13 protein-coding genes and 1 tRNA gene are annotated in these 15,454 nt (G+C 58.3%); 6 read left to right on the top strand and 8 right to left on the bottom strand.

Going from position 1 to position 15,454, the window contains the following annotated elements; translation table 11 throughout:
• Window positions 1-55 precede the first annotated feature (55 nt).
• The 5 genes from HEQ72_RS07890 to HEQ72_RS07910 form a co-directional block, all read right to left on the bottom strand.
• Window positions 56-811, bottom strand: coding sequence for a M48 family metallopeptidase (locus HEQ72_RS07890; protein ID WP_168023064.1), 756 nt, complete (start codon window positions 809-811; stop codon window positions 56-58).
• 3 nt (window positions 812-814) lie between these two features.
• Window positions 815-1,297: a YcgN family cysteine cluster protein gene (locus tag HEQ72_RS07895; RefSeq protein ID WP_322099235.1), complete on the bottom strand. Its 483-nt coding sequence runs from the start codon at window positions 1,295-1,297 to the stop codon at window positions 815-817.
• Window positions 1,287-2,540, bottom strand: coding sequence for a polyhydroxyalkanoate depolymerase (locus HEQ72_RS07900; protein ID WP_168020874.1), 1,254 nt, complete (start codon window positions 2,538-2,540; stop codon window positions 1,287-1,289). Before HEQ72_RS07900 ends, HEQ72_RS07895 begins: the two co-directional genes overlap by 11 nt.
• A 367-nt stretch (window positions 2,541-2,907) precedes the next feature.
• Window positions 2,908-3,498 carry an SCO family protein gene (locus HEQ72_RS07905; RefSeq protein WP_245184258.1) on the bottom strand — a complete coding sequence of 197 codons (591 nt, stop codon included), beginning with the start codon at window positions 3,496-3,498 and terminating at the stop codon, window positions 2,908-2,910.
• Between the two features lie 33 nt (window positions 3,499-3,531).
• Complete coding sequence (locus tag HEQ72_RS07910; protein WP_322099501.1) at window positions 3,532-4,377, bottom strand: sulfite exporter TauE/SafE family protein; 846 nt, start codon at window positions 4,375-4,377, stop codon at window positions 3,532-3,534.
• Between the two features lie 112 nt (window positions 4,378-4,489).
• Here HEQ72_RS07910 and HEQ72_RS07915 point away from each other — a divergent pair, with 112 nt between their 5' ends.
• Complete coding sequence (locus HEQ72_RS07915) at window positions 4,490-5,482, top strand: ankyrin repeat domain-containing protein (protein ID WP_168023065.1); 993 nt, start codon at window positions 4,490-4,492, stop codon at window positions 5,480-5,482.
• A gap of 13 nt (window positions 5,483-5,495) precedes the next feature.
• Here the strand turns inward: HEQ72_RS07915 and HEQ72_RS07920 are convergent, their stop codons facing one another.
• Window positions 5,496-6,041 (bottom strand): HAD family hydrolase, encoded by a 546-nt coding sequence (locus tag HEQ72_RS07920; protein ID WP_322099502.1) that lies wholly within the window; start codon window positions 6,039-6,041, stop codon window positions 5,496-5,498.
• 156 nt (window positions 6,042-6,197) lie between these two features.
• Here HEQ72_RS07920 and HEQ72_RS07925 point away from each other — a divergent pair.
• Both HEQ72_RS07925 and HEQ72_RS07930 read left to right on the top strand, forming a co-directional pair.
• Window positions 6,198-6,273 (top strand) — tRNA-Thr (locus HEQ72_RS07925).
• Between the two features lie 340 nt (window positions 6,274-6,613).
• Window positions 6,614-7,336, top strand: coding sequence for a J domain-containing protein (locus HEQ72_RS07930; RefSeq protein ID WP_168020851.1), 723 nt, complete (start codon window positions 6,614-6,616; stop codon window positions 7,334-7,336).
• Between the two features lie 7 nt (window positions 7,337-7,343).
• Here the strand turns inward: HEQ72_RS07930 and HEQ72_RS07935 are convergent, their stop codons facing one another.
• Window positions 7,344-7,658, bottom strand: coding sequence for a 4a-hydroxytetrahydrobiopterin dehydratase (locus tag HEQ72_RS07935; RefSeq protein WP_168023066.1), 315 nt, complete (start codon window positions 7,656-7,658; stop codon window positions 7,344-7,346).
• A 315-nt stretch (window positions 7,659-7,973) separates the two neighbouring features.
• Here HEQ72_RS07935 and HEQ72_RS07940 point away from each other — a divergent pair, with 315 nt between their 5' ends.
• The 3 genes from HEQ72_RS07940 (at window position 7,974) to HEQ72_RS07950 (ending at window position 14,583) form a co-directional block, all read left to right on the top strand.
• A complete protein-coding gene (locus HEQ72_RS07940) occupies window positions 7,974-10,472 on the top strand; it encodes a Lon protease family protein (RefSeq protein WP_168023067.1) in 2,499 nt (832 codons plus the stop codon).
• A gap of 289 nt (window positions 10,473-10,761) precedes the next feature.
• Window positions 10,762-13,239 (top strand): DNA translocase FtsK, encoded by a 2,478-nt coding sequence (locus HEQ72_RS07945; protein ID WP_168023068.1) that lies wholly within the window; start codon window positions 10,762-10,764, stop codon window positions 13,237-13,239.
• A gap of 105 nt (window positions 13,240-13,344) precedes the next feature.
• Window positions 13,345-14,583, top strand: coding sequence for a UbiH/UbiF/VisC/COQ6 family ubiquinone biosynthesis hydroxylase (locus HEQ72_RS07950; protein ID WP_168023069.1), 1,239 nt, complete (start codon window positions 13,345-13,347; stop codon window positions 14,581-14,583).
• A 4-nt stretch (window positions 14,584-14,587) separates the two neighbouring features.
• On the opposite strand, the gene HEQ72_RS07955 is transcribed toward HEQ72_RS07950, so the two are convergent.
• Window positions 14,588-15,274 (bottom strand): fumarylacetoacetate hydrolase family protein, encoded by a 687-nt coding sequence (locus HEQ72_RS07955; protein ID WP_168020846.1) that lies wholly within the window; start codon window positions 15,272-15,274, stop codon window positions 14,588-14,590.
• Window positions 15,275-15,454: the final 180 nt, after the last annotated feature.

Raw genomic sequence — 15,454 nt, forward strand, 5'->3', positions numbered from 1 at the left:
CAGAAATAATCAACAGAATCTGGGGTATCTCTCCAGCACCAATACACACACTCAATCAGACAGGGCCACTATGGCACGGTCCATACCTGAGAAGGCTGGAGCCGTTGCGGCGCAGCCAGTCACGTTCGTCACGGCAGGAGCCGACCAGGCTATCAACCACGAACCAGAACTGCCGGGAATGATTCATTTCCACCAGATGCGCAACCTCGTGCGCAACAACGTAGGTCAGCACCTTTTCTGGTGCCAGGATCAGGCGCCATGAAAAAGACAGATCCCCCGTAACCGAGCAACTCCCCCAGCGCGTACGGGTATCACGCACCGTAACTGACCGGACACGCTGGCCCACACGCTCGGCCATGACACAGGCACGTGACCGAACCTCCCGAAGGGCATACTGGCGCAACCAGTCCCGAAGGCGGTTGGCGGGCGATACAACAGGGCCAGTCACAATAATCCGTCCTTCCTCCAGAATAACACTCCGCCGTCCTTCAGGGCGTATACACAGGGTCCGGGGAATTCCCAGCACCGGGATTACCTGCCCATCCGTAAAGGGGATAGAGGGGGAAACACAGCGCAATCTCTGCCGGATCCAGCCCACATGATCCGAAACAAAGCCCATAAGCTGGCGACGGGAGATCTGCGGGGGATGTGTTACCACAACAGTGGAATGATCCTGCTCTAGACGCAGGGTCAGATTGACCGCCCGAACCAAAGGGCGGAAGCGAACGGCCAGCCTGTCTCCGTCCACCTCAACAAAAGCCTCCGGACATTGCAGGGCCGAAGCACGCCCCTTCAGAGACACATGCCCCATGCCCTACAGATCCGGCCAGTCAACGATATGATGCTCCAAGGGACCCGCCCGCCGCTCCGACACCACACGACCCCGAACGCTGACGCCGGCTTCGTGCACGCTGTTGGGATCCCCCGATACCAGCGGATGCCACCAGGAGAGATCCTTCCCTTCGTGTATCAGGCGATAGGCACAGGAGCGTGGCAACCAGGTATGACGGCTGATGAACTGGGGAAACAGCTGAACGCAATCCGGCACAAAGTCAAAGCGTCGCTCGTAGTTTGAACACCGGCACGAACCCGGATCCAGAAGGTGGCACGCCACGTTGGTGTTATGAATAGCCCCTGGCGTTCCGTCAGCATCATCCTCATCCTGCAGCTTGTGCAGGCAACATTTACCGCAACCGTCACACAGGGATTCCCACTCTTCGCGGGTCATCTCCTCCAGTGACTTGCTCTTCCAGAATGGCTCGGACCCAACAACAGGGGATACCGCATCACAGGACACGGCGATGTGTCTGCTCTTTCTCTGCGAAACGGAAGAACTCTCGGACATGGGGCAAAATTTCCTCGCGCCAGCGGCGCCCGTTGAAAATACCATAATGCCCCACTTTGAGAGCATAATGATGAAGGTGCAAGCGTTCCGGAACATTACAGCACAGATCGTGGGCGGCCTTGGTCTGGCCGGCGCCGGTGATGTCGTCCTTCTCGCCCTCAACAGTCATCAGCGCCACATCGGTAATCGCCTCGGGCCGGACCGGACGTCCGGCAATGATCATCTGCCCCTGTGGCAAGGAATGCTTCTGGAAAACCTCGCGGATAGTCTCCAGATAAAACTCTGCCGGCAGATCCATAACGGACAGGTATTCATCATAAAACTCGCGATGCTTTTCCGCAGAATCCCCGTCACCACGGATCAAGTGACCAAAATAGGTCGCATGGGCGTCCGCGTGACGCTCCAGATTCATGGACAAAAAGCCCGAAAGCTGGAGGAAGCCCGGATACACCAAGCGGCCCCGGCCGGGATAACCAGCAGGAACGGCATGAACAACCTTTGTCTCGAACCAACTGATCTCGCGGGTTAATGCAAACGTGTTCACTTCTGTCGGGTTGCAGCGTGTATCGATAGGGCCACCCATCATTACCATCGATAGCGGACGGTTGGGATCATTATCCTCGGCCATCAACGACACAGCTGCCAGCATGGGTACACTGGGCTGACAAACTCCCATGGTATGAACCCCGGGCCCAAGATAGGCCAGAAAGCGACGCAGATAACTGACATAGTCACTTAAGGTGAACGGTCCCTCGGACAAGGGGATATCACGGGCATTGATCCAGTCCGTGATGTAAATATCGTGATCAGGCAGCATGGCTTCCACCGTGCCACGCAGCAAGGTGGCATAGTGACCGGACATCGGCGCGATAATCAGGACCTTGGGATCGTCCTTCCGTGCACAGTCGCGGGCAAAATGCAGCAAGTCGCAGAACGGCAGCCGCATGACGACTTCCTCGTGCACAGCCACCGTGCCGGCACAGTCGGTATGCGTTGTCAGCAGGCCAAATTCCGGCTTCAGGTACTGGCGGGTCATCCGTTCAAAAAGATCCGCCCCGGCGACCAGGGATTTTGCAGCATGGGTATAGGAAAAGGGCAAGAGAGGGTTGGAGAACAGCACATGCACGGCTTGCGCCACCATACGCATCGGAGCCAGGGCGGCATGCTGCATTTCATGAATCTGGTAGAGTGGCATGTTGCAAACACCCTCTGTCGAAGCCGGCAACCCTGCCCCGTCCCTGAATAAATGGAACCCAAATTCAGGCGGGACACGATCCTGCAGTACAATCCCGGACACAACGCCTGACCCGCAGGCCGCCCGGTAAAACTGCGTGGACCACCCAATGTTGGCCACTTGGACCCCGGATGCAAGCATACAAAAGCACCGGAACAAGAGGGTAAAACAAAAAAATGGCTGTATGCAGCACATTCAGCCCGGCATGGCCGGTTCAGCAAGGCCCGTCCCACAACAACAGACACCCGCCCGGAGGGAAAGAAGGGCGGGAACCGGGATTATAGGCCTCTCGTCCGTACAGACACATCACAGGGCATGCCTTGTCCTGTCAGAGAAGACGGGCAAGGCCGGCTGCCATCTCCTCTGCAGACAGACCGTGTGCGAACCATGTCACATAGCGCCCATCCGGCCCCATAAGCCAAGTCATGGCCGAGTGATCAACCAGATAATCATCCGCAGCCCGACCGGATTCCGAGGCTTTCCGATAATAAACCCGATAGGCCTTGGCAGCAGCAGCAACCTGCTCTTCCGTTCCTGTCAGCCCAATCATGGACGGATCGAATGCCTGAACATAGGCCCCCACCGCCTCGGGCGTGTCGCGCTGTGGATCAACGCTGATAAACAGGGGCTGGACCTTTTCAGCCTTTGCAGACGGCAAAAGCCGCAACGCCTGGCTTATAGTCTGCAGTCCTGTCGGGCATACATCAGGACAATAGGTATAGCCGAAATACACCAGCATCCACCGGCCCCGGAAATCCTGATCCGTTACAGCCTTCCCCTGTCCGTCAACCAAGGTAAAAGGCCCGCCGGGGGATGGTGGAGAAGTCTCTGGCTGTAAAAGCGCAAATCTGCCGACCAAAGCCAATACAACAGCAATCAGGACAACAGCCGTATAACGAACACCCTTCAACATACGCATCGCCCACTTCCCACAACACACACAATACCAACCTTAAAAAGGAAGCTGAGTACCCTCGCCGGAAAGAGCACGAAAGGCCAGCCAGAACAGTACAACAGCATTCAGGATCATCAATACAGGAGCCCAGATCCGTACAAGCTGCTTCCAGCGCATGCCCGCGCAATATCCGGCCAAGCCCGTCACAAAAAGACCCGGAACCGTTCCCATGGCAAACAGAAACATGCCGGCAGCACCTGCCACAGGATCTGCTGTAGACAATGCCGCAGCCAAAGCCGCATACAGCAAGCCACATGGCATAAATCCAAGAACAACCCCCAAGGCATAGCCCCGCCACCCTTGTGGCGATGTAAACAGATCATCCAGAACACCGGACAAAGGCCCTGTGACCAAGGAGCCCGCAGAAGCCGGCATCAAGGATACACGCATCCGGGGCAATGCCTGACCAAGGAACAAAAAGCCCGCCACCATCAGAAGAACAGCAGATACCCAACCCGGAACAGAAGCCGGGACCACGTAGCCAGCCAAACCGGAGCCAGCAGCACCCAACGCTGTGTAGGTCGTCGCCCGCCCCAGATGATAGGGCAACAGCGCCGCACCGGTCAGACGGTGCCACTCGCGCATCTGTGATGCAGGGATCCGCTCAAGACTTGAGGCAACCTGCGACAAGACAAAAGGCCCGCACATGCCGATACAATGGGTCAGGCCGCCCCCCAACCCCGCCATGAACAACCCGCCCATAAGGCCGGCATGACCGGAAATCACGGCCGAACAATGCGCAACCCCACCATACAGGACAGACAGGATATCAGGTCCGCTCACAACCACCTCCAGCCCCGGCTTGCTGCCATCATCACAGCAGCGCAGGGTGTTGTGTCGCACAGCCTGTATCCGGCATCAACCCCCAAGGAATTGCCACATTCCTTGACAAAACCTCGTACAGGAGGCATGCCCGAAGCCTGCAAGAACCACTTCTGTGGAGAGTACCCGAAACATGTTTCGTCGTCCTGTCATGACCGGAATAAACGTTGCGCTTACTGCGGCCCTGATGCTCTGCCTGCTACAGATGCCTGTCCACGCCGAACGGTCGGCAAGCGAGAAAGCGATTCAAAAATGGCACGAGCGACAGGAACAAGACCGCTGGTTCCGGACGACCGAGCCAGGGAGCAACACGCTGCGGCTTGGCCTCCCGGAGACAGAAAACCATATTCCCAGCCCCGGCATAACCAACGAAAGCATGTTTGAAAGAACGATCCGGGAAAAGGAAGAACGGCGATTACAGGAACTCCGGAAAGAGTATCAGGAATACGTCGAACAGGAACGGGAGTATCGTGAACAACTGAAAAAAGAGAGCCGGACAGATGACACACGCCCCCTCTCTGGCTACACGCCCTCCTGGCCACCACAGGGCCTGCCACCTGATCCGGGAGCATGGGGGCCACAAGGGCATGAATTTCCTGGATCTTTACGGAACGAGAGCGCTCTCCCACTTCAGGTGGCTGACATAGACCTGCCACTGGAAGCGCCGATTATCGGCGTCATGGTGTCCAGAAACTGGCCCGAGATGAAGCGGATGTTTCTTGGAGGAACCAGCCCGGATACCCTCAGCCGCAACAGAGAGCCCCTGATCGTACTGGCAACGCGTCGGGATCTGGACGCTGCGGTCGACCTTCTCCTCAAGCACAAGGCCCGGATCAATGCGACCGACTCCTTTGGCAACACAGCCCTGATGTGGGCCGCAGACCAAGGCAACCTGACCCTTGCCAAGAAATTGCTTGATGCCGGTGCCAACCCTGACTTGCAAAATCGCCAGGGGATGAGTGCCTTGATGCGGGCAGCACGCCGTGGGAACGCCCCCGTTGTCGAGCTTCTTCTGCAAAGGGGGGTGGACACAAGCATGACAGACTACACCGGTCGCGATGCCCTCGACATGGCCCGGGAAAGCGGCAACACCCGTACTCTCCGTGCCCTGGAGGGAGCATCCTGACACAACCCGGGGATCATGACGACTCGCGGGCCAGAATCAGGCGGGCTGCGTCAAGCAAATGATCTGCCACCAGGTCGGGCCGACAGGATTGTTCCGCCTCCGTCACAGTTCCCTTACCGGTACGGACCAGAACTGTTCCGGCTCCAACAGCCTGACCAAGGCCAATGTCAGCAGCCTTGTCGCCGATCATCCATGACGCAGATGGATCAAATCCCAACGTGCGGGAAGCCTCCAGCGCCAGACCGGGCATGGGCTTCCGGCACGCACATCCATCTGACGGGCCGTGGGGGCAGAAGAAATACCCATCAATAACAATACTATCTGGGGCCAGGATTGCATCAAGACGGGCATGGATATCGGACAATAGGGCCGGGGTAAGTAACCCGCGGGCAATGCCGGACTGGTTGGTCAGCACAACAAAGCGGAAACCAGCCCCGGCAAGAGCCTTCAATCCGGCCACAGCGTGCTGTTCCAGACAAAGATCATCCGGATCGGACAGGTAATGAACGTCAACATTCAACGTTCCATCGCGGTCCAACATGATATAACGGGCAGCCACAGCGCGTCCTTTCGGAAAATCTCCACAACCAGCCCCTTGCAAAACCGGAATGGCGGCACTATTGTGCGCGCCTTGGCTATGCTTCGGGTCAAAATCCCGCATCCTGGGATGTATGGGATAGCCCATCCGCCCCGAAACAGGAAGCATGGAGCGTATGCCGCAGTAGCTCAGCTGGTAGAGCAACGCATTCGTAATGCGTGGGTCGGGGGTTCAAGTCCCTTCTGCGGCACCATCTTCCTCCTGCCAGTTCCGGAAACATACCCCTGAATTCATATGTAGTGACGGTGACAGGGATTGCCCGCGCCGAATCCAGGATAAGCACGCTCTGTCGAGCGGTACACCCGAACCATCACCAAGAACAAGCACCCAATCCACCTTGCGACCGGCATTGTTGACCTGTCGGCTACACATGGCCGCACGGTTCAACACATTTCTTGCGCGACCTTGACTACAAGGGCAGATTGCATAGAGCATGATAAAAATTTCTTTGGTTGCTGACCCTGACCATTGCCTCCTTGCTATTCCCATGTATGCGGCCCGGCGGGGCCATCCGAGCGCACCAGGATTAACCCATGCCCGAGATCAAGCAATCCTACACCCTGTCCTGCCCATCGGACTTCCGGGATTCCATTCTTGCCTTGGCCCACAGACGACGCGTCAATGCCGCCGACGTAGCCCGGTCCGTCATGCTGGTCGTTCCTGAACACGTTATTGAATCCTTTGCAGACCCAGGAGAACCTGTCCGGGATGACCGTGAAACGGTGGTGCTGAAGTCCGGACGGGCCGAAGGCCGCCCTTGGCGACGCAAGCCACGTTTACAGGTTCGCCTTCCATCGGGGCTGGAGATTCCTTTCATACGCAAGGCCCTCAATCTGGCACTTGCTCTGGACTATGGGGTTTTACAGCTGAAACTGGGACCGGCGGAAGAGGAAGCTCCGCCACCACCTCCTCCCTTTCCACCTCCCGAACCGGCGCCATCCATCAGCATCCTGCATAACGAGGCGTCGCGCGATTACGATGCTGAAATGCGCGAACTTCACGACGAGCTGGAGCAGCTTCGTGCAACGGTCAGCGTCCTCGCCTTCGACCCTATTCCCGGGGGCATCACATCACGGGCCGAGGCCCTGCACGTTCTGGGGTTCCCGCCTTACTCCGACCCTGACGCCCGCATGATCAGGCTGCGCTTCCGTATGCTGGCCACGGTCCACCACCCGGACAACCCGTACGGAAGTCATAGCCGGATGAGCCAGCTCAATGCAGCCATGGATCTCCTGCGCAAGGCACGCCCACATTGAAACATGTTCAGACACCGGAACGAACCCCGGATTCAAACGCCAGCTGGTCAATCCGGAGAGCAAGATCGACATCACGCTCGCTCAACCCACCGGCATCGTGGGTGGACAGGGTTATCTCGACACGGTTCCAGACATTGAACCACTCAGGATGATGGTTGATCGCCTCGGCAGCCAGAGCAACCCGGCTCATGAAACCAAAAGCCTGACTAAAGTCGGAAAACACAAGACTGCGGAACAGGGCATCGCGACCGGGCACCATACACCACAGCGGAAGCTGCTGCGCAAGCTCAGCCCTGCGGCTCGTTGTCAGGGGAACGACCATTTTTCTTCCCTCTCTTCGCCTGCCATGCCAAAGCCGGCATCACCCGGGCAAAATGGCAATAGCCCAAGAAACACACGAACCACGGCATGCTACAAGGATCTGCCTGTCCGTACAGGAACAAAAAAGCACAGCCTTATATTTCTCTGCCGTCGTCCCGGACCGGAATACTGATGCACAACCGGCAAAGATCCCGGAAACTTGGTCCACTATGTCACCGTTTGCACAGCCGGTTTCTGTCCTGGATTGTTCAACGATGACATGGGACGGGTCAAGTCAACACCCTGATCCGTCTGCCTGCTCCTCTCAAGGGATGCCATGATGCCGCCTGCCAGGACCCCCGTCATATCTCTTGATCCAGAGACACTGCGCCGTACAGTACACTCGGCGGAAATCCCCTTTGCGATTTCATCCGATCTTCCCCCCAGCCATGAAGAAACCCTCCACCCTGTTGGCCAATCGCGTGCCGTTGAGGCAGTACACTTTGCAATCAGCATGTCTGCCCTAGGCTATAATTTGTTCTGCATGGGGCCGGAAGGTACAGGAAAAGCCAGCCTGATCCGGCGATTTGTAGGAGAAGCCGCAGCGTCAAGGCCACCCGCACGGGACTGGTGTTATGTGTATAATTTTGAGGACAGTTACCGGCCAAAGGCACTGGGCCTGCCAGCGGGTCGGGCTAGGGCATTTTCAAAAGCCATGGCAGCCCTTGTAGAGGAACTCCGTCACGCCCTTCCCGCGGCCTTTGAAACCGAGGACTATCACAGCCGCCAGCGCAACATCGAAGAGGATTTCCGCCAGCGCCGTGAAACAGCCTTGGACGAACACCGCCGGGCCGCAGAGGCCGATGGCATTGCCCTGGTTCGCACACCGATGGGCCTGACCCTGGCACCAGAGCGAAACGGCGAGGCACTGGGGCCGGATGACTTCAGCCATCTGCCCGAAGATGAACAAAAAGCCCTGAAGGAAACAATCAGTCGCCTGCAGGATGCCCTGGAAGAAACCGTACGACGGATACCACAGTGGGAACGCGAAAAACGCGAGCAGGGCCGCATCCTGGACCACGAACTGACCGGATCTGTCCTGGACCGTGAGATGGCTTCCATCCGGGACGCGTTTTCCGGCGATGACTGCCATGAGGCCATGGAATATCTTGATGCCGTGCGGGCCGATATTCTGGAGAACAGCGTTCTGTTCCTCCCGGACGGTGACGAGGATGATGACGAGAACGTACCCACCATGATCCGCAAGGCCGGTGATGATCTCCGTTTCCGGCGCTATCATGTCAACGTCCTGATTGACCACGGGGATGCCACCGGAGCTCCGCTGATCATCGAGGATCACCCGACACAGCCCGGCCTGGTGGGCCGTATTGAATACCGCCAACATCTGGGAACCCTGAGCACCGATTTCCACCTGCTGCGCCCCGGCGCCCTGCACCGGGCCAACGGTGGTTTCCTGGTCATGGAAGCACGGAAGCTGATGGCCAATCCCTTTGCCTGGGAAGACCTGAAACGATCCCTGCGCAACCGGGAAATCCGGATCGAAGCCCCCGGAACATCGTGGGGCATCATGTCAACGCAGAGCATGGAACCCGAACCCATTCCCCTGAACCTGAAGGTGGTCCTTCTGGGAGAACCGGCCCTTTATTACCTGCTGGCAGAAAGCGATCCTGATTTTCGTGAGCTGTTCAAGGTTGTGGCCGACTTTGATACCGTCTTCCCCCGCGAACCACGAACCATACGCGCCATGTCCCTCCTTCTGGCCGAAATAGGGCAACGCAAAAATCTTCCTCCCCTGGAAGCCGAAGCAGTAGCCTGCATCATCGAGCATGGAAGCCGTCTGGCAGAAGATGCCGGGAAGCTGACCGCCAGCATGGGGGCGCTGACCGACTTGCTGCGTGAGGCGGCATGGGTTGCCGGGCAAGAGACATGCAAAACCGTACAGGCCAAACACGTCAGAAAAGCCATACAAGCCCAGCGACGGCGATCAGACCGTATTCCTGTTGCCATGCAGGAAGATATTACCCGCAACACCATTACCATCCAGACCGATGGATCGGCAGTCGGGCAAGTCAACGGCCTTGCTATCATCGGCATCGGAACGGAAGAATTCGGCAAGCCATCACGTATCACAGCCAGGGTTCGGGTGGGGCGCGGTGATTTTGATGATATCGAACGGGAAGTTGACCTGGGGGGACCAACCCACTCCAAGGGCGTGCTGATCCTGTCCTCATTCCTGCGCAGCCGATTCGGGAATGACGGGCCGATCCTGTTCTCGGCCAGCATTACCTTTGAGCAATCCTATGGCATGATCGACGGCGATTCCGCTTCCTCCACGGAACTGTATGCGCTTTTGTCCGCTCTGGCCGATACGCCCGTTGACCAGGGTAAAGCCGTAACCGGATCGGTTGACCAGTTCGGCGCTGTTCAGGCCGTTGGCGGCATCAACGAAAAAATCGAGGGCTTCTTTGACCTCTGCGAGGCCCGTGGCCTGACCGGACGACAGGGCGTGGTCATCCCGCAAACCAACGTTATCAACCTGATGCTGCGTGAAGATGTTGTCGATGCCTGCCGCCGGCAGATGTTCCATGTGTGGCCAATCACACATGTCGATGACGGCATTGCCCTTCTTACCGGACTCCCTGCCGGGGAACAGGACAGCACGACCGGCCAATGGACACCGGGCAGCATAAACCGCCGTATAGCGTCACGCCTGAAAACATTCGCACGGATTGCCGCACAGGAAGCCGATGGCAACAGTGACAGCACGGGATCATGGGGCGGAACACAGGGAACCGCCGGCGACCGGCGGCCCTGATAACAGCACAGCACGCACCATCATCACAATCAGCCCGGACACGGACAGCAAGACGGAGCACGTTCCGTATAAGCTGACTACGGCGACGGTCTTGCCATCCATACCGTCCCTATGGCAGGAAACATGCGTCCGTGTGCTTCCCCTCCACGACCGGAAGAGAGTAACATGCGACGCCGCTATCTGCGGCAACACGGGTGCCTGATTGCCTGGATTCGTGGTCATCGAAAGGCAGAAGCACTCTGTCCCTGTTGTGTAGTTTTTGCCCTGCTGTACAAGGAATTCTTCCCTCATGGCCCGCGCCCAAGCAGACAACAACAGCCTCCTGTCTTCCGGGGCCCGGCAGGCATTGGCCCGGATCGGGCGTCGCCTTGGTGGCCTGATGCTGCTTGCAGGGTCCTTTGCCCTTGGAACGGCACTGGCCACGTATGCTCCAACAGATCCATCCCTGAACACAGCCGGACCTCATCTGGTCAACAACGCACTGGGAAAACCGGGCTCACTGTTTGCCGATGCCATGATACAGGGGCTGGGTATGGCCTCTGCCCTGCCGGTCCTGATGCTGTCTGCCTGGGGCATCCGCATGATTCTGGCCGGGCATATTACATGGGGCTGGCTACGCTTGGTCCTGTGCATACCAGGATCAATGATGATCAGCATTGTTCCCGCCTGGCTGCCACGACCTGATTCATGGACAGCTCCAACCGGAACAGGCGGCCTGACTGGATCACTGTTGCTGGACGGCGCACATCAAGGCCTGATGACCGGTACAGGATCCGTCTCCCTGATGTGGGTTGTGGTCCTGTTGTGCGGCCTGGCCGGTACAGCCCTGGTCCTGTGGACCTCCATGCTGCGCTGGCGGGAATTTCGGGCTGTAGCAAAAGCCCTGTCTACCGCCGGCCGTCAAACGGGTCGAGCCATACAAGCTGTTGTCAGCTGGCGCCCGTTCCCTGCCAAGGATAGAGGGTACGAAGATACAAACGAGGAAAGCCTTCTTGCATGGCATCACTCCTCTGAGGGACCCGCCCAGCGCCGGGGTGCCGATCCGTACACAAGAATAGAACCCCGGATGGAGCCTGTTCCGGGACCATCACACACTCCGGATCCTGTGGTGCCACTGGAACAAACAACGGAGTACGAGGGAGATACGATCACCATTGTGCCTCCGACAACAACAAAAAGCGCACCACACGTTCAGGCACGAGCCCGCCCCCCCCAACATATCCATGACTTGGCTCCTGCCCGGAACCAAGGCTTCCAGATCCCGCCCCTTGATCTCCTGTCCCTGCCTGTTGCCTTGCAAGGTGCCCTTCAGGATGACCGCCTCCTGTCCACCAACGCACGTCTTCTGGAAAGTGTCCTGCAGGACTTTGGTGTCAACGGGCGCATTGTGGAAATTCGCCCCGGCCCGGTTGTCACGCTGTATGCCCTTGATCCCGCACCGGGAACCAAGACAAGCCGGGTGATCAGTCTGGCAGATGATATCGCCCGGTCGATGAGTGCATTGAGTGTACGCATCGCTGTTGTACCGGGGCAGTCCACAATCGGGATCGAGCTACCCAACGGTACACGTGAAATGGTCAGCTTCCGGGCCCTCCTGTCCGATGACAGCTTCAATGAACATCCAGAGGGCCTGATCCTGGCGCTGGGCCGCGATATCGGCGGAAGCCCGGTACAGGTTGACCTGTCCCGGATGCCACACCTGTTGATCGCAGGAACAACGGGGTCCGGAAAATCAGTGGCTGTCAACACCATGATCTGCTCCCTGCTGTTCCGGATGACCCCGGACCAGGTGCGCTTCATCATGATAGATCCCAAGATGCTGGAGCTGTCTGTCTATGATGGTATTCCACACCTTCTGTCCCCGGTTGTAACCGACCCCGGGAAAGCTGTGGTTGCCCTGAAATGGGCCGTGCGTGAAATGGAAACCCGCTACCGTGCCATGAGTCAGATGGGTGTCCGCAATATCGGGGGCTATAACCAGAAACTGCGCGAGGGCAGCACCCGTGGCGAGCCTCTGACACGAACGGTTCAGACCGGCTTTGACCCCGAGACCGGCAAACCTGTTTTCGAGGAACAGCAGCTGGACACCACGCCTCTCCCCTACATCGTAGTGATTGTCGACGAAATGGCCGATCTGATGCTGGTTGCAGGCAAGGATGTGGAAGCGGCCATCCAGCGCCTTGCCCAGATGGCCAGAGCAGCAGGGATCCATCTGATCATGGCCACCCAGCGCCCCAGCGTCGATGTGATCACCGGCACCATCAAGGCCAATTTCCCTACCCGCATTTCATTCCAGGTCACCAGCAAGATCGACAGCCGCACCATTCTGGGCGAACAAGGCGCTGAACAGCTTCTGGGCCAAGGCGATATGCTATACATGGCAGCAGGCGGACGGATCACCCGTGTACATGGACCCTTTGTATCGGATGCCGAGGTAGAAGAGGTCGCCACGTTCCTGCGTGCCCAAGGAACACCGGATTATGTAGGGGCCATCCTTGAGGACACAACGGAAACCCAGGCTCTTCCGGGAACGGAGGGCCTGGACGCGGGAAGCGACAGCCCGGGTGGATTATTTGACCAAGCGGTTGCCCTGGTCGCACGGGAACGGAAGGCATCAACCAGCTTCATCCAGCGCCACCTGCAGATCGGTTATAACCGTGCCGCCCGCATCATTGAACAAATGGAAAAGGAAGGCATGGTGTCGCGGGCCAATCACGTCGGAAAGCGCGAGGTTCTTCTTCCTCCCCCACATGATGAAGCAGGATAGAGGCGTCCTGTCCACAGGGCCGAAGGACAACCGGTTTCTCTGGACAACGCAGCCAGTTGCCGACAGAGTCCGCACCAAGAATACCCTGCCCGGCGGAGAGTCCCCATGAACACAACTGTCCTTTCCGATACCACCCTGAAAGCAGACGTTGTTGTGGTCGGGGGAGGACTGGTTGGTGGAACGCTGGCGTGTGCACTGGCCACACACGGCATACCGGTCCTGTGTGTTGATACCGAGCAACCCGCCACGCTGACAGCCCCCACACAGGATGGTCGCTGCTCTGCCATTGCACTGGCTTGCCAGAAAGTTCTGGACACCGTCGGCATCTGGAAACATATGCGTGAGTCCGTACAGCCCATACTGGATATCAGGGTCACGGACAGCAACAGCCCCTTGCACCTGCACTATGATCACCGCGAGATCGGAAGCCCCATGGGCTATATGGCAGGAAACACGGTCATCCGTCAGGCTGTTCTGGCCCGCCTGAAAGAGCTGAAACTGGCAACATTGGCTGCACCGGCCCGTGTTGTGGAAACCAGCCGGAGCATAGACACCGTTCTGGTCAAGCTGGATGACGGTCGCGTTATCCGGACATCGCTGCTGGTGGCGGCCGACGGGCGCAACAGCCGGATCCGGGATATGGCCGGCATACCTGTTGCACAGGGCCTTCCCTATCATCAGACCGGTATTGTACTGACGGTGCGCCATGAGAAGCATCATCGTGGCATTGCGCACGAACGTTTCCTTCCCGCAGGCCCATTTGCCATCCTGCCGTTGGTGGGTGGGTATCATTCCTCACTCGTCTGGACCGAGAGCAGTACAACAGCCAAAAGCCTTCTCGCTTTGCCTGATGACGCATTCCAGGAGGAGCTGGTCCAGCGCTTTGGCCCCTTCCTGGGGGAGATTGATGTTGTCAGTCCCCGGTTCTCCTACCCGCTATCCCTGCAACACGCCCTTCGCTATACAGACCGGAGGCTGGTTCTGGTTGGCGATGCAGCCCACGGCATGCACCCGGTTGCCGGGCAGGGCATGAACTTTGGCCTGCGGGACGTCGCCGCCCTGGTGGAAGAGATTGTCAAGGCCCGCAGGCTTGGGCTGGATGTCGGAACCGGCACTGTCCTTGAGTCCTATCAACGCTGGCGCCGTTTCGATAATGTCCTGATGCTGGGCATGACCGACGCCCTGGTGCGGCTGTTCTCCAATGACAACGCCCCGCTTCGACTGGCCCGTACCATGGGACTGGCCGCCGTGAACCAGATGCCGGGTCTCCGTCGTTTCTTCATGCGCCATGCCATGGGCGAAGTTGGTGATCTGCCCCGCCTGATGCGCGGTCTGCCGGTCTAGGTGATCAGCGGGAAGCCAGCGTAATCTCAAGCGCCGGAAGCCCCTCTATGCTCGCATGCACCGTATCACCGGGCTGCAAGGCGGCGACACCTTGGGGCGTACCGGTAAAGATCAAATCCCCGGGAGAAAGACGGACCAGGCGCGACAGATGAACCAGAATGCCAACCGGCCCCAGAATCATGTCTTCCAGCTTCCCGTCCTGACGAACACGGCCATTGACAGCCAGCTGTATAGAACCGCGCAATGGCGCCGTTTCCATGGGCATGATGGTTCCCACAGGGGCGGACAAGTCAAATCCCTTGGCCATATCCCAAGGGCGCCCCATACTCTTGGCTTCAGCCTGTAGATCCCGTCGCGTCAGGTCAAGACCGACAGCGCACCCGAACAAGCATGCCCCGGCAGCTTGTTCATCAAGATTCTCACCTCCGGCCTTCAGGGCAAGAACCAGCTCGACCTCGTGATGAAGGTTGGAGGTGACAGACGGAAATGGAATGGAAGACCCGCTTTCACAGACCGCATCAGCTGGTTTTGAGAAGAAAAATGGTGCCTCTGCGGCTGGGTCACGCCCCATCTCACGGGCATGGGCGGCATAATTGCTCCCGACACAGAAAATACGGCGAACCGGAAAGCGGTCGCTTGTTCCATGCACAGCAACAGACGAGGGAGGACATTCCGGAATGACAAAACCCACCGCACTTTCCTTACCTGAAGCAGGACGCCAAGACGCGCCGTACGCAAGGACATTAAAGCCGTACGATGCGGTAGACAACAGGATCTATATTTTTGGGGAGGGGTGAGCGCCCGGTCAGGGGGGAACCGGGCGCTCTGCTCCTGTAAAGGAGCTCGGAAGGGGCAGGGGAGGCCACCTTCC

Source organism: Haematospirillum sp. 15-248 (genome assembly GCF_012102665.1).
Lineage (GTDB): Bacteria > Pseudomonadota > Alphaproteobacteria > Rhodospirillales > Rhodospirillaceae > Haematospirillum.

Bases quoted from the DNA above. Each gene is read 5' to 3' on its own strand.
- HEQ72_RS07945 (WP_168023068.1), top strand. From the start codon at position 10,762: ATGGCCCGCGCCCAAGCAGACAACAACAGCCTCCTGTCTTCCGGGGCC.
- HEQ72_RS07930 (WP_168020851.1), top strand. From the start codon at position 6,614: ATGCCCGAGATCAAGCAATCCTACACCCTGTCCTGCCCATCGGACTTC.
- HEQ72_RS07940 (WP_168023067.1), top strand. From the start codon at position 7,974: ATGATGCCGCCTGCCAGGACCCCCGTCATATCTCTTGATCCAGAGACA.
- HEQ72_RS07935 (WP_168023066.1), bottom strand. From the start codon at position 7,658: ATGGTCGTTCCCCTGACAACGAGCCGCAGGGCTGAGCTTGCGCAGCAG.
- HEQ72_RS07890 (WP_168023064.1), bottom strand. From the start codon at position 811: ATGGGGCATGTGTCTCTGAAGGGGCGTGCTTCGGCCCTGCAATGTCCG.
- HEQ72_RS07950 (WP_168023069.1), top strand. From the start codon at position 13,345: ATGAACACAACTGTCCTTTCCGATACCACCCTGAAAGCAGACGTTGTT.
- HEQ72_RS07905 (WP_245184258.1), bottom strand. From the start codon at position 3,498: ATGCGTATGTTGAAGGGTGTTCGTTATACGGCTGTTGTCCTGATTGCT.
- HEQ72_RS07900 (WP_168020874.1), bottom strand. From the start codon at position 2,540: ATGCCACTCTACCAGATTCATGAAATGCAGCATGCCGCCCTGGCTCCG.
- HEQ72_RS07915 (WP_168023065.1), top strand. From the start codon at position 4,490: ATGTTTCGTCGTCCTGTCATGACCGGAATAAACGTTGCGCTTACTGCG.